The 19623-nt window shown below is 44.2% G+C and carries 28 protein-coding genes; 2 read left to right on the forward strand and 26 right to left on the reverse strand.

Features of this window, described 5'->3' with window-relative positions; all coding sequences use genetic code 11:
* Positions 1 to 460: 460 nt before the first annotated feature.
* From MSG34_RS23490 to dusA, 7 genes are all read right to left on the reverse strand, one after another.
* Complete coding sequence (locus tag MSG34_RS23490) at positions 461 to 1237, reverse strand: phosphoadenylyl-sulfate reductase (protein ID WP_050634941.1); 777 nt, start codon at positions 1235 to 1237, stop codon at positions 461 to 463.
* Entirely contained in the window at positions 1230 to 2957 is a 1728-nt protein-coding gene (gene cysI, locus MSG34_RS23495; RefSeq protein ID WP_248339557.1) for an assimilatory sulfite reductase (NADPH) hemoprotein subunit, read from the reverse strand. The genes MSG34_RS23490 and cysI overlap by 8 nt, the downstream gene beginning before the upstream one ends.
* Positions 2957 to 4822, reverse strand: coding sequence for an assimilatory sulfite reductase (NADPH) flavoprotein subunit (locus MSG34_RS23500; protein WP_248339558.1), 1866 nt, complete (start codon positions 4820 to 4822; stop codon positions 2957 to 2959). The genes cysI and MSG34_RS23500 overlap by 1 nt, the downstream gene beginning before the upstream one ends.
* Positions 4823 to 4945: 123 nt before the next feature.
* Complete coding sequence (locus MSG34_RS23505) at positions 4946 to 5176, reverse strand: hypothetical protein (protein ID WP_086774851.1); 231 nt, start codon at positions 5174 to 5176, stop codon at positions 4946 to 4948.
* 202 nt (positions 5177 to 5378) lie between these two features.
* Positions 5379 to 6050, reverse strand: coding sequence for a TIGR04219 family outer membrane beta-barrel protein (locus tag MSG34_RS23510; protein ID WP_029405449.1), 672 nt, complete (start codon positions 6048 to 6050; stop codon positions 5379 to 5381).
* Between the two features lie 135 nt (positions 6051 to 6185).
* Positions 6186 to 6407 (reverse strand): envelope stress response protein PspG, encoded by a 222-nt coding sequence (gene pspG / locus MSG34_RS23515; protein ID WP_017059950.1) that lies wholly within the window; start codon positions 6405 to 6407, stop codon positions 6186 to 6188.
* A gap of 206 nt (positions 6408 to 6613) precedes the next feature.
* On the reverse strand, positions 6614 to 7615 hold the full coding sequence (gene dusA, locus MSG34_RS23520; RefSeq protein WP_017069030.1) for a tRNA dihydrouridine(20/20a) synthase DusA: 1002 nt from the start codon (positions 7613 to 7615) through the stop codon (positions 6614 to 6616).
* Between the two features lie 110 nt (positions 7616 to 7725).
* Here dusA and MSG34_RS23525 point away from each other — a divergent pair, with 110 nt between their 5' ends.
* Entirely contained in the window at positions 7726 to 8796 is a 1071-nt protein-coding gene (locus MSG34_RS23525) for a site-specific integrase (RefSeq protein ID WP_248339560.1), read from the forward strand.
* A gap of 83 nt (positions 8797 to 8879) precedes the next feature.
* A complete protein-coding gene (locus MSG34_RS23530; RefSeq protein WP_248339561.1) occupies positions 8880 to 9968 on the forward strand; it encodes a hypothetical protein in 1089 nt (362 codons plus the stop codon).
* Positions 9969 to 10022: 54 nt separating this feature from the next.
* On the opposite strand, the gene MSG34_RS23535 is transcribed toward MSG34_RS23530, so the two are convergent.
* The 19 genes from MSG34_RS23535 to MSG34_RS23620 all read right to left on the reverse strand — a co-directional run bounded on the left by MSG34_RS23535 (position 10023) and on the right by MSG34_RS23620 (position 19507).
* On the reverse strand, positions 10023 to 10184 hold the full coding sequence (locus MSG34_RS23535) for a hypothetical protein (RefSeq protein ID WP_181360311.1): 162 nt from the start codon (positions 10182 to 10184) through the stop codon (positions 10023 to 10025).
* Entirely contained in the window at positions 10185 to 10403 is a 219-nt protein-coding gene (locus MSG34_RS23540) for a hypothetical protein (protein WP_059021649.1), read from the reverse strand.
* A 55-nt stretch (positions 10404 to 10458) separates the two neighbouring features.
* On the reverse strand, positions 10459 to 10887 hold the full coding sequence (locus MSG34_RS23545; RefSeq protein ID WP_248339586.1) for a M15 family metallopeptidase: 429 nt from the start codon (positions 10885 to 10887) through the stop codon (positions 10459 to 10461).
* A 73-nt stretch (positions 10888 to 10960) separates the two neighbouring features.
* The gene (locus tag MSG34_RS23550) at positions 10961 to 11644 is read right to left on the reverse strand and encodes a hypothetical protein (protein ID WP_248339563.1); all 684 of its coding nucleotides are present in this window, start codon (positions 11642 to 11644) and stop codon (positions 10961 to 10963) included.
* Positions 11644 to 12294, reverse strand: coding sequence for a hypothetical protein (locus tag MSG34_RS23555; protein ID WP_248339565.1), 651 nt, complete (start codon positions 12292 to 12294; stop codon positions 11644 to 11646). Before MSG34_RS23555 ends, MSG34_RS23550 begins: the two co-directional genes overlap by 1 nt.
* Positions 12291 to 13214: a hypothetical protein gene (locus tag MSG34_RS23560; protein WP_248339568.1), complete on the reverse strand. Its 924-nt coding sequence runs from the start codon at positions 13212 to 13214 to the stop codon at positions 12291 to 12293. Before MSG34_RS23560 ends, MSG34_RS23555 begins: the two co-directional genes overlap by 4 nt.
* A complete protein-coding gene (locus MSG34_RS23565) occupies positions 13195 to 13401 on the reverse strand; it encodes a hypothetical protein (protein ID WP_004735824.1) in 207 nt (68 codons plus the stop codon). Before MSG34_RS23565 ends, MSG34_RS23560 begins: the two co-directional genes overlap by 20 nt.
* On the reverse strand, positions 13401 to 13547 hold the full coding sequence (locus tag MSG34_RS23570) for a hypothetical protein (RefSeq protein ID WP_170960258.1): 147 nt from the start codon (positions 13545 to 13547) through the stop codon (positions 13401 to 13403). Before MSG34_RS23570 ends, MSG34_RS23565 begins: the two co-directional genes overlap by 1 nt.
* A gap of 2 nt (positions 13548 to 13549) precedes the next feature.
* The gene (locus MSG34_RS23575; protein ID WP_004735826.1) at positions 13550 to 13822 is read right to left on the reverse strand and encodes a hypothetical protein; all 273 of its coding nucleotides are present in this window, start codon (positions 13820 to 13822) and stop codon (positions 13550 to 13552) included.
* A gap of 9 nt (positions 13823 to 13831) precedes the next feature.
* Positions 13832 to 14647: a major capsid protein P2 gene (locus MSG34_RS23580; RefSeq protein WP_050621038.1), complete on the reverse strand. Its 816-nt coding sequence runs from the start codon at positions 14645 to 14647 to the stop codon at positions 13832 to 13834.
* 12 nt (positions 14648 to 14659) lie between these two features.
* Positions 14660 to 14788 carry a hypothetical protein gene (locus MSG34_RS24230; RefSeq protein ID WP_004735828.1) on the reverse strand — a complete coding sequence of 43 codons (129 nt, stop codon included), beginning with the start codon at positions 14786 to 14788 and terminating at the stop codon, positions 14660 to 14662.
* Positions 14789 to 14919: 131 nt separating this feature from the next.
* Positions 14920 to 15564 (reverse strand): hypothetical protein, encoded by a 645-nt coding sequence (locus MSG34_RS23585; protein ID WP_170960831.1) that lies wholly within the window; start codon positions 15562 to 15564, stop codon positions 14920 to 14922.
* Positions 15565 to 15643: 79 nt separating this feature from the next.
* Positions 15644 to 16120 (reverse strand): hypothetical protein, encoded by a 477-nt coding sequence (locus tag MSG34_RS23590; RefSeq protein WP_248339571.1) that lies wholly within the window; start codon positions 16118 to 16120, stop codon positions 15644 to 15646.
* Positions 16107 to 16646: a hypothetical protein gene (locus MSG34_RS23595; RefSeq protein WP_248339572.1), complete on the reverse strand. Its 540-nt coding sequence runs from the start codon at positions 16644 to 16646 to the stop codon at positions 16107 to 16109. Before MSG34_RS23595 ends, MSG34_RS23590 begins: the two co-directional genes overlap by 14 nt.
* Entirely contained in the window at positions 16639 to 16956 is a 318-nt protein-coding gene (locus MSG34_RS23600) for a hypothetical protein (protein ID WP_059021666.1), read from the reverse strand. Before MSG34_RS23600 ends, MSG34_RS23595 begins: the two co-directional genes overlap by 8 nt.
* A gap of 64 nt (positions 16957 to 17020) precedes the next feature.
* On the reverse strand, positions 17021 to 18850 hold the full coding sequence (locus MSG34_RS23605; RefSeq protein ID WP_248339573.1) for a replication endonuclease: 1830 nt from the start codon (positions 18848 to 18850) through the stop codon (positions 17021 to 17023).
* The gene (locus tag MSG34_RS23610) at positions 18850 to 19044 is read right to left on the reverse strand and encodes a hypothetical protein (RefSeq protein ID WP_048662771.1); all 195 of its coding nucleotides are present in this window, start codon (positions 19042 to 19044) and stop codon (positions 18850 to 18852) included. The genes MSG34_RS23605 and MSG34_RS23610 overlap by 1 nt, the downstream gene beginning before the upstream one ends.
* Positions 19045 to 19046: 2 nt before the next feature.
* Complete coding sequence (locus MSG34_RS23615; RefSeq protein WP_017108644.1) at positions 19047 to 19241, reverse strand: hypothetical protein; 195 nt, start codon at positions 19239 to 19241, stop codon at positions 19047 to 19049.
* A gap of 11 nt (positions 19242 to 19252) precedes the next feature.
* Complete coding sequence (locus tag MSG34_RS23620) at positions 19253 to 19507, reverse strand: pyocin activator PrtN family protein (protein WP_017108645.1); 255 nt, start codon at positions 19505 to 19507, stop codon at positions 19253 to 19255.
* Between the last annotated feature and the right edge of the window lie 116 nt (positions 19508 to 19623).

The raw sequence follows: 19623 nt of genomic DNA on the forward strand, positions 1-19623 counted from the left end.
GTTTTGATATTCATCAACGAGTGCCCACACAGATTGATAGGTTTAAATTGTTAAAGAGCTTCTCTTCGTTGTGACTTACATCACTTCGGAAGAGGCGGCTATTCTAGCGATTTAATTCTCAGTGTCAAACACTTTTGAAAATTAATTTCTACTTTCTAAAAGTAGGAGCGAATTATCGCTTAAAGCTAGTTGCCTAACTAACATTCTGCGCTGAAGCCTTGTGGCGTCTGCCGTGTCAGTGAGGCGGCATTATAGAGATGTTCCTCACATTGGCAAGTGTTTATTAAAGAAAAATGCAAAAATAGCGATTACATGACGAATAAACACTCAAAGCCTTATTTATGCAACTTTAACTACAAAGTAACTACACAATAACCACAGACTTATCCACAATCACTCTAGTTTATCCCCTAGAAACTAAAAAAGCTGCCTAATGGCAGCTTTTTAAATAGCAATGAGTCTAAATCCCAGAACCATATTGCTCTCCATCATCTTCATGGAGACCACATTCTCGTTTCAGCCCATTAAAACGAGTTTCCTCTTCAGTCATACCCGGTTCCCACTTCTTAGTTGTATGTGTATCTCCAACAGAAAGGTAACCCTGCTCTCGAAGCGGGTGATAACCTAGACCATGCTCTTCTAGGTAATAGTGAACATCTTTATTCGTCCAATCGATTACCGGCAAAAATTTAAACACACCATTTTGGATAGATAAGATTGGCAAATTTGCACGCGATTGAGATTGCTCTCTTCTTAAACCGGAAAACCATGTCCCAGCCTCGAGCTCATCTAACGCTCTTCTCATCGGTTCAACTTTATTAAGCTTGTTGTACTTCTCTATCCCTTCTATACCTTGATCCCAAAGTTTTCCATATTGCGCTTCTTGCCAATTAGGGCTCTGTTGGGCGCGAAAGACTTGAAGGTTTAGAGTCAACTTCTTACTTAACTCATCGATAAAGCGATAGGTCTCCGGAAATAGATACCCTGTGTCCGTCAGAATAACCGGAATATCTGGTTTTGCTTGAGTCACTAAGTGCAGCATTAACGCGGCTTGAATGCCGAAACTTGAAGACACAACATGTGATCCTTCCAAGTTTTCTAATGCCCATTTAACTCTTTCTAATGCTGTTAGCTGTTCCAACTCAGCATTAATTTGCCCAAGACGAAGTATTTGCTCCGTCTTAGTCAATGCGAGTAGCTCTGCTAACTTCAATTTTGAAGCGACAGAATTATGCATGCAGATCCCTCTTGGAAATGATCACCTCTTCGATGATGCCTGCTCGGATTGTAAAATCACCGAACCCTTCATTGTCGCTGCGTTCTGTAGCCCAACGTCCCACCAGCGCATCAATCTCTTCTAAGATCTGAGCTGATGTGATGTTCTCTTTATACATCTTAGGGATACGAGTTCCGGCCTTGTTGCCACCTAGGTGCATGTTGTAACGCCCCGGAGCCTTACCCACTAAACCAAGTTCAGCCAACATTGCACGACCACAACCGTTTGGACAACCTGTGATTCGAAGGATGATGTTATCTTCTTCTGGTAATCCATGTTTTTTCAGAATGTCTTCAACATCCGTTACGAACTCAGGAAGAAAGCGCTCAGCTTCTGCCATTGCTAAAGGACATGTTGGGAAAGCCACACACGCCATTGAGTTTTTACGTTGCTCTGAAACAGCATCGTCCATCAAGCCATATTGACGCGCCAGTTTTTCAATCTTGGCCTTTTGACTCGTCGACACACCCGCAACAATTAGGTTTTGGTTTGCAGTCATGCGGAAGTCACCTTTGTGGATCTTCGCTATTTCAGCAACACCTGTTTTCAGAGCTTTACCCGGAAAATCAAGTAAACGACCATTCTCGATGAATAACGCTAAGTGGTGCTTACCATCAATGCCTTCCGCCCAACCAATGCGATCACCACGGCCAGTAAACTCATAAGGTCGGCTTTCAGAAAATTCTACGCCTGCACGCTTTTCTACTTCTGCTTTGAATACATCAATACCAACACGGTCTAGTGTGTATTTGGTTTTTGCATTCTTACGGTTTGAACGGTTACCCCAGTCACGCTGAGTCGTTACCACCGCAGCTGCTACATCTAACGTTTTATCTAATGGCACAAAACCAAAGTCGTCAGCTTTACGTGCATAAGTAGAGGTATCACCGTGTGTCATAGCAAGGCCGCCACCGACTAACACGTTAAAGCCCACCAGCTTTCCGTCTTCAGCAATTGCAACAAAGTTAAGATCATTAGCATGAACATCTACGTCATTCTGTGGAGGAATGACAACTGTCGTCTTGAACTTACGCGGTAGGTAGTTGCTACCTAGGATAGGTTCTTCATCCGTTGTTTCTAGTTTTTCACCATCTAACCAGATTTCTGCATAAGCACGAGTCTTCGGTAATAGATGTTCACTGATCTTTTTCGCCCACTCGTAAGCTTCTTGATGAAGTTCAGATTCAACTGGGTTTGTCGTACACAGAACATTTCGGTTTACATCACCCGCTGTCGCAATGGAATCAATGCCAATGTTATTGAGCGTTTGGTGCATCAACTTAATGTTCGGCTTCAACACACCGTGGAACTGAAACGTTTGACGTGTTGTTAGACGAATTGAACCGTAAGAGGTGCTTTCGTCTGCGAACTTATCAATCGCCAACCACTGCTTAGGGGTAATGATGCCACCCGGCATACGCGCACGCAGCATGACGTTATGTAAAGGTTCGAGCTTTTGCTTGGTACGTTCGTTGCGAATATCACGGTCGTCTTGTTGATACATACCGTGGAAACGAATCAACTGAAAGTTATCAGCAGTAAAGCCACCTGTTATACGGTCTTGGAGATCTTGTTCAATCGTACCGCGTAGGTTATTACTTTCACGCTTAAGACGCTCATTGTCAGCCAAAGGTCCAAGTACTTGACCTAGCACTTCTTGCTCTATTACTTGCTTGCTCATTAGTACACATCCCTTTGGTAACGTTTCGCTTTACGTAAATCATTAATATATTGTTCAGCTTGTTCGCGGTTCTGATTGCCATGTTTTTCCGCAATTGTAACTAACGCTTCATGGACATCTTTAGCCATTCGAGTCGCATCGCCACAGACATAGAGGTACGCGCCTTCTTGAAGCCATTGCCAAACCTGCTCTGCTTGTTCGATTAAACGGTCTTGAACATAAACCTTTTCTTTTTGGTCACGGCTAAAGGCAACATCTAGCTTAGTTAACGCGCCAGACTTGAGGTACTTTTGCCATTCAACTTGGTATAAGAAATCTTGAGTAAAGGTACGGTCACCAAAGAACAACCAGCTTTTGCCTTCAGCATCATTGTTTTCACGCTCTTGAACAAAACTGCGGAAAGGTGCGATACCTGTACCCGGGCCGACCATGATGATTGGTGTATTGTCGTCTTGTGGTAGCTTGAAGTTATTGTTGTTCTCTACAAACACCTTCACTTCTCCACCTTCTTCAAGGCGCTGAGCCAAGAAGCTTGATGCTCCACCTAAGCGAGACTCTTCACCTTTTTGGTATTCAACCAGACCAACCGTTAAGTGAACTTCTTCATCTACTTCGGCTTGGCTTGATGCAATAGAATAGAGGCGTGGAGTCAGCTTACGTAACAGGCCAATTAACTCATCAGCCGATAGCTTGGTTTTCTTTTCAGCGAGTACATCGATGATTTGTGTATTACCCGCATATTCACGAAGCTTGTCTTTATCTTCCACCAGCTTGATTAACTTCTTGCTGCCCGATAACTCAGCAAACTTAGTCACAAGTTGAGGGTTTGAAGTGGTAATCTCAAATTTACTCACTAACGCACTATGGATAGATAGATTGTTACCATCGACATCGACACTTTCGATACCCGATAACCCAACCTTAGAAAGAATCTGATTCGCGAGTTCTGAGCTGTTTTCATACCATACGCCTAGCGCATCGCCGGGTTGGTAGGTAATGCCAGATTCATCAAGATCGATCTCGATATGACGAACATCTTTACCCGAGTCACGACCCGTGATCTTTTGACTGGTTAATAGTGTCGCTGTATATGGATTTTGTTTGGTGTATTGCGAATGGCCGGCAGCTGCTTGGCCTACTGGTAACTGAACGATATCAGCCTCAGCACCTGTCGATAGCGTTTCTTGAACTTGTGATAACGCTTTAGCGCGCCATTCCGTTGCTAACTCTTCGTAATCAACATCACAATCAAGGCGATCGACAAACGATTTCGCACCAAGCTTAGCGAGGAAGTTATCGAAGTCTTTAGCCGTTTGGCAGAAGAACTCATAGCTTGAGTCACCTAAACCAATCACACCGTATTGTAGGTTTGATAATTTTGGCGCTTTCTTCGATTGAAGGAATTCATGCAACTCAATCGCGTTATCAGGGGCTTCGCCCTCACCATTGGTTGAAGCGACGAAAATGACGTGAGTCTCTTTGGCTAAGTTCTTACCTTTATAATCACTCGCATCGAAAAGCTCGACCGCGATTCCCAAGGCTTTAGCTTCTGCCTCGAGCGATTCAGCGACACCTTTAGCATTACCAGTTTGAGAAGCGAAGATAATGCTAAGCTTACCCGCAGGCTTAGCCGCTACTGCAGCGGCCGCTTGAGCGATTGGCGCAGCAGCACCGACAGGCTGAGCTTGGCTCACTCCCCAAAGGTAACCACTGACCCATGCCAGTTGCTGTGAAGACAGTTCAGAAACAGTTTGCTGAAGATGACCCAATTGTTGGTCATTAAGTGGTGCTGCTAGCCCAGGTAGCTCATTAGCCCCAGACTGTGCATTATTATTTTGTGAAGACTCTTTCTTATTTAAAGACATGGTCACGACATCCCTAATCATTGCGTGACGATAGATTAACCACTCCTTTTAATAACAAGAAAGAATAGAAAAGTATGTTTTATAACTTTTTGGAAGTAAAAACCGATTGAAACGCAAATTGTCTTACTGGTTTTCAATGCGTACTTGCTGAAAGCCAACCGCCATTGCCGACTTAGATGCTAGGTCTAAATCCGCGTAATGACACTCTTCACCATGAACATCAGTAAGCAGAACAAAGCCACCGCCCATATGACGAAACTCCACAACCCAAGACCCTTCTTGAATTGAGGGCTCTATGATGGCTTCAACCAGCATGTTTTCTCTATATAAATTTCGTAATTCATTGAGTGTCATATTCCATCCCTTGCTTTGACCTCACTACATAGACCTTATAAGAATAGACGCAAATTAGCTCTCTGTAATAAGGATGGTCGAAAGTGATGAATGTGCTAACTAATTCCAGAAAGATATATACCCAAGTAACCAATAGATATAAAAAAACGCCACTTAATAAAGTGGCGTTCTTAAAATTCGTTCTAAATTTGCTTTGTATGGCCTAGAAGCGCACTTCAGCACCAGCAAACCAACCATCGACCATGACAAAGCTCTTGCCTAGTTCTGAGCTAAAGAACTCATCCGAATCTAAATCGATAACACGGTAACCACCACGCAGGGCAATTTCAGATTCTGATACAGGGATTCGGTACTGAACACCCGCCATCAAGTCTGTGCTCTTAATACCACTGCTATCACCGAACTCCATCGTACCAATGATATCGAAGTTGGTGTCCGGCACATTGATCTCTGCGTTACCGTAGAAGCTCCACGTGAACTCATCAAACGTCGATGTTTTCGCACCTGTTGCTTTTGGCTCAATGTAATTAGAGTTTGAGTATTGAGTAAACGTCACACCAGCATCGAAGTTCATCAGCTTGTGCTCTAACAGTGTGTAGTAAAACGTGTAGTCGTATTTATCAAAAGCCAACGAGTCCGCATCAATAGAGGTATAACGGAAGCTAGCATTTGGGAGCATTGGGGCATTATGCTCAAATGCGAAATACAACGAAGGTGAGTTAGAGTCGTCATCTTGTCTAACTTCGTTTAGCTTTGTACTTCCCCACCACATATCGGCACCGACTTTAGCCGTGTAAGAAAACTCTTCGGCAGCAGACACTGCTGAACTTAAAGATAGCATTCCCACTAAAGCAATTAATGGCATTTTATTCATTTGAGATAGCTCCAATTCCATATCGTAGTGCTAATTGTATGCACATTCATAGATTATTGGGGAAAATTCTACCACACATCTTAAATTCTAAAACGATAAACCGCTGACGAGTAAAGATTTGACGGCACGATGACCTTAGTAACGTCTCTGATTAGAACTGTGTACAAAGTTTTTGAAAAACCACACACCGATTGCAATCACGATCAACCAAGGCAGTAACTTAAACACGACGCCCATCATACCTAAGACCAACATGACTAATAACGCCACTCCGGTTGCAGCCAATACCGTCATAAACGTAATACCAGTGACAAGTAGAGTTGCAACGAAAATAAGAACAAAGATTAATTCAAACATAATGGTCTCCCTAATGAGTTAATGACCTATCTTTCCTACTTTCTAACATTGCAGCTTCCATACCAAGTATGCCAAACCAATAAAAACCTTACTTATCATATAAATAAAAAGCCACACATCTTCATGCATGGCTTTTTAGAAACTTACGGTGGTAAATTTAGCCTCTAATGGCGAATTTAACCTTAAGTTTTTAACTTAGAGGGAGATTAAACATTTAGCTCTTTAGGGATCTTAGCCAATGCCGTCTGCATGACTTCGATACCTGCACCTTTCTTATGTGCGTTTTCACTGATGTAGCGACGCCATTGTCTTGCGCCCGGCATGCTTTGGAACAAACCAAGCATATGACGAGAGATATGTCCTAAGCTTGCGCCATTTGAAAGTTCACGTTCGATGTACGGGTACATTTCTTCAACCACTTGTGAGCGCTTCTTGATTGGTGTGTCTAAACCAAAGATCTGCTGATCGACTTCAGCCAAGATAAACGGGCTATGGTAAGCCTCACGACCGATCATCACGCCATCAAGGTGTTGCAAATGTTCTTTAGTTTGCTCAAGAGTAGTAATCCCACCATTCACAGCAATCACCAGATCAGAAAAGTCTTTCTTGATTTGATATGCACGATCGTAATCTAGCGGTGGGATCTCACGGTTCTCTTTCGGGCTAAGACCACTCAACCACGCTTTACGCGCATGGATAGTAAATTGCTCACAACCGCCTTTTTCAGACACCGTCGAAACAAACTTAGTTAAAAACTCATAAGAGTCTTGGTCATCGATACCGATACGCGTTTTCACGGTAATTGGAATATCAGTGACTTCTTTCATCGCCGACACACAATCTGCCACCAGCTCAGGCTCAGCCATTAGGCAAGCACCAAAGCGACCATTCTGAACTCGGTCTGAAGGACAACCTACGTTAAGGTTCACTTCATCGTAACCACGCTCACCAGCAAGTTTCGCACAAGCCGCAAGATCAACCGGGTTTGAACCACCGAGTTGAAGTGCAAGGGGATGTTCTTGCTCGTTATATTCTAGGAAGTCGCCCTTACCATGTAAGATCGCGCCCGTTGTTACCATTTCCGTGTACAGAAGAGTCTGCTGAGAAAGCAAACGGTGAAAGTAACGACAGTGGCGGTCAGTCCAATCGAGCATGGGTGCAACGGATAAGCGGTTAGCCGCGTATTTACTAGTATTGTCAGGTTTCATAAGGTGTTACTCGAAATCTATATACTGTATATATATACAGCAATTTGCTAGAGTTGCCCCAAACTCACCCTTTCAGTACGCATATAGTACGTATCGATGGAGTAGGACGAATGGCATCATTTAGCATTAAAAAAAGAACACTAAAAAGCGGTGAATCACGCTTCACAGTGGACATTGTAGTCAAAAAGAATTCGGCGATTATACACAGGGAATCGAAAACATTCAGGAAAAAAGAACTCGCTAGAACCTATGCAAACAAGCGGGTTCTGGAGCTAGAAAACCCTGACGAATCCGGACAGAAATCCGTACCGCTGTACGTACTTCTGGACAAGTTTATGGAAGAGCCTGATTTATGGGATAAAACAGGGCGAACGAAGCAATACGTTATCAAGCTTCTTCGTGACTGCGACATATCCAAGGTTGAAAGCGACAAGCTAAGAACTAGCGACTTAATCCAACACTGTAAAAACCGAAAAGGTGGAGGGGCTGGCGGTGCAACTGTCTATCACGATGTTGCTTACCTCCGCTCTGTCATGAAGAAAGCGAAACCTGTTTTCAATATTGCCGCCAACTTCCAGATATTTGATGAAGCAGTTCCGGTTCTCATTGATATGGGGCTAATCGGTAAAAGCCAGAAACGAACACGCCGCCCAACTTCCGAAGAACTAAAGCGCTTAAAGCTTGGATTAGAGCAACGTGAGTCATTCCGGCCAAACGGCAAAACTCGAATACCATTCACCGACATTCTTGAGTTCAGCATTCTCACTTGCATGCGAATTGGCGAAGTCTGCAAGCTACGTTGGGAAGACCTCAACCAAGAACATAAGACGATACTCGTTAGAGATAGAAAAGACCCAAGGAAGAAAGAGGGCAATCACATGATTGTTCCGTTACTTGGCGAGTCATTTGAGATCGCACTAAAACAACCAAACAAAGGTGAGCTTATTTTTCCATACAACTCACGAAGCGTTAGCGCAGGGTTTCAGCGAGTGAGAAACGAGTTAGGTATAGAGGATTTGAGATATCACGACTTACGAAGAGAGGGAGCGAGCAGACTTTTTGAGAAAGGTTACTCCATTGAAGAAGTAGCCCAAGTAACAGGACACCGAAACTTGAATATCTTGTGGCAAGTGTATACTCAATTATTTCCGCATAAGTTACATAACAAGGCTCAATTATGAAGCATATGAATCAGTTATGAAAACTGGCTTTAATGACCACACTTGATATGCTATCCCTTAAAATAAGTTAAATGACACAACTAATGGATAAATTGATTCAAGCTATTGAAGAGCTTAGTAAACTAGATGGAACAACACTGACCATCCTGAGCATCCTTGTATCTGTAGTGGGAGCCTTACTTAGTCTAGTTGTCGCAGCTCTAGGTGTATGGTTTGCAGTGGCTCAATATCGACTAAAACGCTCTATTAAAATTATAGGTTCGACTTCTTTTAGTAGCAGTGCATTTTACAATGACCACTATCCAAGCCATGTAACCCTTCAAAACCTGAAAGATAAATCTGAAGCTATCTTTGGTATTTGCATTTCTATCGGAAATAATTGCTACATAGAGCTAGAAGATTTAAATGATGACCCACTAGTTTTACAGCCGTTCGAAACTATAACTAGGAGTTACAAACCCGTTTCCTTTTATGGGTGCAGCCACTATAAAGTTAACATTAACCACTTAGTAAACAAAGTACCTGTGAAAGTTGTCCTCTCAACCAATAACGGCAAATATGTAACGAAGAAAAGAACCAAAGGCTGGATGCCTGTTTTTGAAACTTTAAGAAATGGCTACATAGCAACACTTAAACCTTGGCGAGTCTTTGATGAAAAGCCAGATGGTAAAGAGTTTGTCATTTCGAGCTTAAGCAAATACATAGTTAAATACACTGAGAATGGAATTGATAGTTCGGTTAATATCTACAAAAATGGGCATTGGTTTCACCATAATAAAGCCGAGTTTCAACTAACTCCAGAGCACCTCGAAAGTGTTGAGACTTTAGATTCACATCTAAAAAGTCTAAAAACTTTAGAAACTGAGCATGGGATTGAACTTGATTCTATAAATGTACTCGCGGTAAAAGAGTTACCTGAAGTCAAACGGTTAGATAGCTTCTATATAAACGATTTGAAACTAGAACATAGTTCATGGTTCACAGTCCATATACTCGGTGAGCTTTTTAGTAGACTTAGCTCATACACAATGCGACGAGACAACTTTGATCGTAACAATAAGAGTAACTTTTCATTCAATGAATTGTTAGGCATCAAATGGCTCTTCATTATCGTATTTTCTAGCCTTATTCTTTTAGTAGTAAGTAGTGAGCTTTGGGCGTTTTTAAGCTGATAACCTCCAAACTCAAAGATTTAACCAAAAATTATATTACTGTTCAAAAAAGCCCTATAAATTAGGGCTTTTACTTTCAAGTCGAGTCAAACGCTCGTCCATCTTTTCCATCATCAAGCGCAGCCACTTAACATCAGTTTTGAGTGTGATGCCTACACCAACCCCACTAGACAATGCACTAACAACGGCAACAATTATTGTTTGATACTCTGCCATTTACTTAAACTCATTACGCAGGGTTTCCCATAGGCCAAATACTATTGGAGCACTTGCGCCAATAATGCCACCGAATTGAACACCGTCTGCCGATACGCTCGCGGTGATAAGTTCAGGGTGACCAGCTACCAAAGCAGCCCCCGCGCCAAGTAACGCTAAACCCTTTTTTGTGGATGGTTGGTCAAGGTCGATTCCGATTTTTTCTAATAAGCTTTTCATAGTAATTTTCTCTTCCTTAAATACTTGATGGTGTAGGCGTCAGGTACGCCACCTATTATGAGTAATGTGCTTTATCGAGTTCGATATGAGGACCATCTTTAAAGCTGACCCAATCACCGCCCCATACAATCGGAATACCTAACTCATCCGCTGCCTGTTTGAATGCCCAACTCACTTGTTCGTAATAACTAAAGCCCCACGTCACTTTGCCGTTTTCGTCATACACCACAAAATCAACCGCGCAGCCTGATTGGTGACGGCTTTTTTTGTTGTATCCGTCTAACTGGCTTGCGCCTTGTTTGAATAGAACGTTCTGTTCCTCTGCGGTGCGCTTACCTGACGTAATGCCAAAATCAAACGGGGTTAGCTCAATAGCGCGGCGAACGACTCGCTTTAAATCGCCGCGCACACCCACCATGCGCATCTCACTTCTAGCTGATAGAGCAAAGCCACTCACTATTTTGATTATCTTGTCTTTTTTCATTAGGTACCCCCAAAACAGGATCAGGAAAAGCAGTACTAGCCAATACTTAATATTCATTACCACCAACCCCTTGTTAATCAGGCACCGGATAAACGGGTTCCTCAGCAATCCACGCCTTTTTGATATGGATAAGCCCAAACAAGTTTTCTAACGTTGCAGGTGCCTCTTCCAAGTAAACCATCACATCATTAGTCATATCTTCCACATCGAAAGAAATTTGAAGTTCTGATTCAGCAATACTGGCTACATCGCCCGCTTGAACATTAAGAACAACATCAGACGAGCCACCAAAGACCAATGACGAATCACTCGAAGAGTACGCAGCTGTCACACTGCAATACGCGCCTCTATATGATGGGGCGGCTTGAGTCTTAATTCCGATTACGCAAGAAATAGGAGTATCTAACGCGCTCACCTTCGCAGCCGTCGACGCATCAAGATTTATCTTCCCTTTGAGCGTGACCGACATCATTAACGATACAGAATCATAAGGCTCCGCTTTCGTTATCAAATCGACTGCTGACTTTAATTGCATTCTTCGACCCCACTCACCATTAATGCTTTCATTTCGATGATACAGAGCCGCGTTATGACTACGCTCAGGATCGTCATAAAGGTTATTTAAGATGGTCACGAAACCGGACGCACTCCCGCCATCTTGAGCACTTAGAGGAATACAGGCCAAGACATTAGCCCCGACTTCCCCAACTGAGCCCGAACTCGAAGAAGCTTGGGGTGGGTTTGAAAGTTGGAACATTAGATAAACTCCCCTACTTTGACGCTATCGCCTATGGCACCTTGCAGTGTCACGATGGCATCCGTTTGAATTAATGTATGACCGCCAGCTGTAAGATCAATTAAGCCTTGCACCAACACGGGACTGGCATTGTCGGTAGAAGCCTGAATAAAGAGCCCTTTACGCCCAGCTTTCCCATCAATAATTTGCTCATCGCTTGTTAAGTCCAATAACCCACTGCCGACCTTTTGCAAGGTGTACATATCAGCAAGCTTTTCCACCTTGAGGACGTCATTTTGAATGCGTGTTTTTACCTCGGTTTGGACTTCGCCCACCTTTATCGGGGATAGAACTTTATCAACGGTAATTGGCGTTAAAATCTCGCTAATCGCTACCGAATTACTGATATCAATTTTTTGCGCTTTGGTGATGATTGGAACATCTGCGATTTGATATTCAACCGTCACGGCATCCGCTTTGTGATTAAAAAGTTCAAGCTCATCAAAACGAGTGATATCAACCGTGTCACCACGTTCAATTTCTACAGGTCGCAGAGCATCACCGCGCAACATGACGGTATTACTGGCCTCACGCATGATGAGGTACTTACCAGCCTGACCTGCGTTAAATTTAATGGCTTCGCCAGTATTTAAGGTATGCAGTTGCTTCATTGTTTACGCCCCGCGAACATATAAGCCATCGTTAATACCGAGACGAGAATCCCGACCATAAGAGACACATTTTTCAGTAACTCGTTATTGCTTTCGTTCTCACCCGTTTGCTCTCGCGCTTTTGCTGCTCCTGCTATGGCAAGTGCAGCTTTGGTCGTTTCCGTTTGTTGGCCTGCCATGGATTTAATGGAATCTATCGCGTGCTCGCTAAGATTTGCATTTGCATCCAATGCGCTCTCACCAAAACTGAACGCTCCGTCTAACGCTTTCTCACCAAAGCCCAAAGAAGCATCAACGGTATCCGCTGAAAAATCTAATGCGTCAGTTCCGAATTTAAACGCTTCTTCTGCCGTTCGACCTGCAACCGCCATTGCGCCATGGTCAGTCATGCTTAAATTAATGTCAGAGTTTTCTATCCCTGACAGCGCAAAGCCATTGTTATCGCCACCGATACCTTGGCTATTGCTTTTGTTTGTGGTTGTAGTGACGGTTTTCGCATCACTCTTTGAGCTACTTTTCCCGCCCATATCATCAAACCTTATCTGTAATACATGCTCATTCTTGTGAGTTTCAATCTCTCGAACAGGCAATCGTAATTTACGCTGAATATAGCGATAGGCTCCGCGTTTGCTAAAGTGGGCGCGAATGGAGTCAAACCCATTCGCTTTACCGTGATTAATGGCACTGAGCGTACCCGCGGCCATATCACCCGCTAACGCAACCACCACCAACTCCTTAGAGCCTGATTGTGATTGCTCACCGCGTAGTAACATGTAGGTATCTTCCACTCGATAAAGGGACTCTCGCCCCTCTTGAACTTCAATTTCTGCTTGTTTGAGGTAATCACCAAGGGCTTTACATAGCCTCGGCTTGGCATTGCCCCAAGTTTCAGGAATTAAGTTACTTTCGAGTGAGAACATACAGCGCAATCAGAGCAACAAGCGCAATTCCCCACCACGGTATGCCGTTGTTGCTGCCAAAATTCATTGCGCCAGCAGTAAAGCCACTGTTATTTGTGGTGTTAGACGTGTTACCTGATTTTGCTGGACCCGAAGACCCGCCCGTCAAGCCACCGCCACCCGTTAAAGACGTTAATGAACCTAGCATTAGCGAAACACTCCCGATTTGTAGGCAAGGTATAACAAGGCAATCAACGCGGTAGCAGTCAGAGCCTTATTGATACCCTGACTCACACCAAACCCAAGCGCAGAACCAAGACCAAGACCACCTAAACCAATGAAAAGTAATGGCATAACTATTTACCTTTCAGCATGACAACAAGCAGAACCAGCACTAACAGCGCAGCAATACCACCTCCGATATAAAGCAGGGTGTTATCTTTCGCTACAAGTGAGCCTTGAGGGGTTGTAACAGCGTTGCCGTTATTATCAACAACGGGCGCGTTAGGTTGCTGGGTAGTGTTTGGGTTAGATGAATTGTCATCATCACCAAACAGCCAATCGGCATTTTCACCCACGCTATCAAGCGCACCGCCCCCAAACTCTAAGAGGTCATCAAAAAAGCTCATATCGGCTCCTTAGCTTCGACCCGCGAGCATTTCAGGGCGAACCACTTTCACCGATTCAACCAAAATAGGGATTGAGCCAGCTACGTCACTCGTTGTTACTGAGAACTTCAAGTTAGAGCTGTGCTGTGTTGGAAATAGCTCATCGATAGAAAAACCACGCACAATAGGATCGAAGTGAAAGTAACCCGCTTGAGGTGTACGTTCGTTACGCTTGGCGTTCGCTTCATTGATAAACTTGTTGGCTTCATACTCTTTGACAAAGTCGCGCTCAACTTCAAGTTTAGTGATACCCGTGTGCATAAAGTGCGCACGACGTAAACTAATCAATGGGCTTGATACTAGGCTTGTGAATTCGTTCACCCCTGCCGCGTTCGCTGGCATGGTTTCACGCTTAACCATTGGCACGATGATTCGTGCAGGTTGCGCATTCGTCACCCACGCATGGACTTGAATCGATAGCGGGTCGCCACTGGCTTTCGCTTTGAACTGGATATCTAAGTGAATGTTGTCACCCGCTTCCGTCACCAGTCCCGTGTAACGAACACCATTTTTAGTACGTGCGGAAATATCACTAAATGGGATCACGTAGTGGCCTGTTGTATGAGCGCGTTGTTTGTAACGCTCAAGCATCAAAATCTCACTGCCCGTTAAGACATAGATTTCTTCTGCATTAAGCGTGATAGACAAACGCTCGATATCGGCAGCTTCGGCATTGGTCTCTAATACCAGTTCTTGATAAGTAGGACCAACAGGGATAGGTAACGTACCTTTTTGCCCCCAAGCAGCACCGACCATGGAATTAAGTTTGATTGGTTTTACTGACATGTTTAACTCTCCTTAAAACCAGCCACGCTTGCCGTTAATGAGTTCTTTGACTGCTTCTAGCGTTGATACGTTATTGATGATGGCAATCACCAGTAAGGTCAGTACTACAGCAATCAACATGTTTTTATGTTGAGCTTTCATGAGTTCCCCTGTCTCTCGACGTTGGATTGTGAATAATCAAATTGAGCGTTTATCAAATAGGAGTGAGGTTAAAAAAGGAAGGGAGAGTAACCTATAGGTTGAACGGGTAACCTATAGGTTAAAAAGGTCGATTAACGGTAGTTTAAATTAAGCTTTGAGCCGGACTGACAGTTAAATGCTTTGTGCTCGATATTGCCGATACCATCACCAATCAATAAGTATTCGGCTATCGGTTTACCAATGCGTTCTTTATTTACCTTGGCAGACTTTAGCCCCGCCACGATATTCACATCCAACCCACGTTTATCCGCTATCCAGTGAGCATCACTCATTGAGTTAACCGCGCCTACCCACCAAACACTTGATTGTTCAGTCACGGTTTTGGGTACTTCTTGCCCTCGTTGAAACACCGTATGCACCACCAGACCGTATTGACGACCTCCGCGCAAAAGCTCACCCGCACGACCTCGAAGCTTGCCCGAGGTTTCTACACATGACGCCAATTCTTCGATAACGGTATAGAGCTGGCTAGCCCGACCGTTACCCACCGACCACACCACCGACGCAAAGAACTCTAATTCGTCGGCCGTTGCCCCATTTGCTGGAATGTAGGCCAGCTTAAACGAGCCACCGCGACGACGCGCCATAATGAGCGTTTTGACAAAGGTTAAGCGTGATGAAGTGCCGTGGCACATTTGGCCTTGAAATTTACTCCCTGCGTAGTTGGTGTAGGGGTCAAAAAAGACCGCTTGAGCCGTTTTAGGGACTAGCCCCAAATGCTTAACGGCTGAGGTTTTACCTCCTCCTGTTCCCGCCACATAAATGGTGTGCTCGGCATCATGTGACGGGTTCGAGTTAACGGGGTTCGGTAGGGCTAGGGGCTTCGGTTTTTTCACCGTCCACCTCCTTTGATTGCTGCAACATGAGCAATTGCTTTTTAGAGGCATAAATCAAACCAAGAACCGCAAGCAATAAGGTGGCCTCTTCGATGTAATCCCCAAACACGCCCATAAGCGTACTACCGTGTTTTGCAAAGACAGGCTCAGCCGCATCCATCACCGCTTGCTTACCTTTACCGTCAAACTCAAATTCAACTCCCGAAATGATGGAGGTCGCTTGCTCGCTTAAGGCAAACAAAATATTCAGCAAGCCCGCCATAGCTTCAGTTTTATCTTCGGTTACCGTTTCGGCTGGCTCGGTTAAGCCAACCGAATCGTTCTCGGTTTTCTCTTGTTCTTCAAGTTGATGAATAACGGAGCCAAAATCCCCCCAATCATCCAGTTCAACTTGTTCAACTTGTTCACCTGGTAAGGCTTCGTTAGCTTGCTCCATGCTCACCCCCTTGCGGTTGTTCGGTTGGGGCTTTCGGTAGCAGTTGAGACACCGCCCAAATGATAAAGATAACCGACGCTAACCCCGTGATTACTCGTTTAAAGGGGAATTTATTTAGGGTCTTTTCTGTTTTTTCATCTGCTATCGTTTCGGTTACTTCTCGGTTGGAAACCACGTCTTTACTGACTTCATCCATTTGCACCGATTCGGTTAATTCAATTACATCGATAGGGTTAGGCTCGGTTATCAAATCCGATTCAATAACCGAACCTTTCTCGGTTGGGTTCGGTTTAAGTTCGGTTAACTCAGCAACGGAATTCGCTTTGATGAACTCCGTAACCTTTTTGCTATTCGAACTGTTACCGCACTCAGGGCAACGGTAATACATCAGCCCAATGTTACGGCTGTTTTTTGGTGGCTCACCAGAGGCGATCAATTGACCCTCACCCACTTGGTGAGTGGTGGCGGTAGACTGGCAAACAGGACAGGCGATATACCCACGAACAGGGTTTTCATATTTAGCCATGGTTCACCTCGATGCTTTCGACATCACCAAGTTGCTCTTGGTTGGCCACGACGATAGCACGGTACTTATTGCGCGCCACTCCATTGAGTTTTTCGAGTTGCTCTAATTGCTCAAATAGATTGACGGGAAGCCCTAACGCCTCCAGTGATAAGTTGCCACCCATCAACATTCCCATGGCTTTTTTCATGAGCTTACTGGTATCCATTTCTTTAAAGCGGTCAATTTCCACTTTCATGTTGCTGGTTAGTTTGTCAGCCGCGTCCAAAGCGGCTAAATCTCGCTGGCACTCTTCAAGCGATAGTATTTTCATTTCAATCCTCTGTCTCACGACGTTGTTTAGTGTTTAGCCCCTGATTCACATCGTTGGCAATGGTTTAATACACAATCAGACGATTGTTTCTAAAACTGATATTCGTGTATTTATCGATTTGGACTTTAGCCCCCCGCATTAGCGGTGAGATTAAGCATTGGACTCCCTCTACGCTCCATCCGGTCACGCGTTGAAGATGTTCAACTAAGGGAGAGTTACAGTTATTTTCAGTGCTCCAAGGTGAGACGCTCCGCGCCTCTTGAAGACGCTTCACGTCTTTTTTCTTAACGAGCGAATAGCACTCGCTAGATGTTTCGATAAGACGACCGAGCCAAGAAAAGCCGATCACCTTTTTGGTTGTTTCACCGTATTGGTTTTGTTTTGTTTGGTAGGCCACTTTTGCACTGTCAGCCAATTGGCAGAACAGCGACCACTTCGAAGAATCTGCCGCTTGGCGCAGTTCTTCGAGCTTTGGGTCTATCATGGTCTGTTCCGGTTTTGCCCTGCGTAGATTTCGCCAAAGGGAAACAGGCTTACCACCAAATTGCTGAAACTGGCGGATTCGATGAGTGGAAGCCCAAGCACGAGCACGATAGGCAGATTCTTCACCCTCGTTTTCTGGCATGTGCTTACCGTTAATGTTCTTCGATACATATTTAGCAATGTAGGCAGTCGCCCCGCCCTTTTTCGGATCAGCCTCTTTCACATCAAAACGAGGTGAAATATCAGAACCTAGTTCGTGCTTATCCTCAGAGATAGCGCACACCTTTAAGGTTTCGATAATGAAGTCTTTGTCGTCAGGCGAGCAAAACAGAAAGTAGTGAGCATGACTGGTCGCGTCTTTGTGTGGTTCAGCCACTCGAAAACCAAAGTAATGAATCTCTTCTTTGGCTATTAGCGCTCGGCCTAACGCCCATTGCTGCATGAGAACTTGGTGACCATCTTTGATACTCGCACCATTCCACTTTTTAGAGACTCGGTGATATTTACTCGGCAACGTCCAAGTAATAAAAAGCGCGGTATAACCTAAGTCTTGAGCCAACTCTTCAAACCCGCGAGAACGCACCATCATTTCAATACGACGATTTTCTGGGTTCGCGGTCGTTCGCTTAACCACATCCTCAAGATTAAAAGAATCGCCCGTCTCGTTATTCATCACGGCCATCGTTTCAAGGAATGCTTTAGCGTCACGCTGTTTCTGTTTCCAGTTGGCAAATGACAACGCACTGATCACCGGTGACTGATGTTTTCCCTCACCAACTCGCTCAAGCGTGATTTGTGAGTACTCAATGTACTGCGCTCGGAGGTGTAACAAGCGTCCCTCTATCCAAGATTCAGATTGCATCTTGAGTACGGCTACCTGTAGGTCTTGTTCTAACTCTTCCGGTTTCTTGTCGCGTTTTTTAAGGTTCACTTGTGGCGCATTAACATGAATCGTTTTTAGTTCAGCCTCCTGCAATTGGTAAACATGCTCTATCGCATCTAAAAAGCTTTTGAATACTTCGGGTTGGCTTTCTTCGGTAAGCAGTAACGCACACTTATCAGCGAACTTTTTTGCTAGTTCACTAACGGCATCATCACGCATCAAAATATCGTGGCTTAACGGTTGAGTTCGAGTCTTGGCGCGACTATCAACAAACGGGAATTTGTCTTCAATGAAGTGCGCTCTTTTCAGCCCAAATTTAACGGCATCTTCTGCCGCTAGTATCAGATTTTCTTTGGTAGGGTTTTGGCGTTGTTTACGCTTGGCTATTTTGCGCTTCACATCGTTACGCACGATTTTAGGCAAGCGAGGAAAGAAGCGTTTAGTGAACGCAGAGTAACGAGTGAGTTCCCCTGCGTCACTTTTAGCTTCCATGTTAGCAAGTGCGGCTATCATCGCTTGTTCGTTCATTACAGCCCCGTACACGAATGATTTGTGCAAACGTAATTCATCGGTCTAGCTTTGCGCTTTGAACGCTTCGACAAACCATGTTTTTCACGTAACTGCTCTATCAAATGAATAGAGCGTTCGCGTAGTTCCGGTTTTGGGTCAACCATGCCGAGCATATCGGGACAAGGTAAGTGGATCGGGTCAGAAACCTGCATGTCTATTCCTCCAAGCTTTCCAATAAAATGGTGGCTTCTAGGAACTGGTTATAAATCGGGTATAAAAATTCAAACTCAGGTGAAGACTCGCTTAAACAAGACAAGCGACCTTTGATAATCATGAAAAGCTCTCTGGCTTCACTCGAGTGAGAAAGGTCTACGTTAACGCTGTGAATCGGAGTCGCTACATTATTCATGCTCAATCCTCCTACCCGTTTACCGATAGCCAATCACACTTAGCTACTGAATGACGTTCATCAATATAAGCAGCTAGGTCTTCTATCTTGATTAACGACGGGCTGCGCTCTGAATCACGCAACTTGAAAGTAGGAACGGGAAAGTCACAAGCTTTCGCTCTTTGCTCTGCCGTCTTAGGGGTGATACCAAAAAACTCTTGGCTGACTTGTTTAAGTTCTACAGTAGGGCTTTCAAATCTAGCGAGTAATGCGAAGTTTGTGTTCATAAATCACCTATGCAATTATGGTGAGTTAACTAAGAGCAACTATAATTAACTCAAGAATGTCTCAATGTCGTCATGAGACATTATTGGATCATAATTTATACATTGCAACACCTTTG

The sequence above is a fragment of the Vibrio sp. 1CM2L genome (genome assembly GCF_023161695.1).
GTDB classification, from domain to species: Bacteria; Pseudomonadota; Gammaproteobacteria; order Enterobacterales; family Vibrionaceae; genus Vibrio; species Vibrio coralliirubri.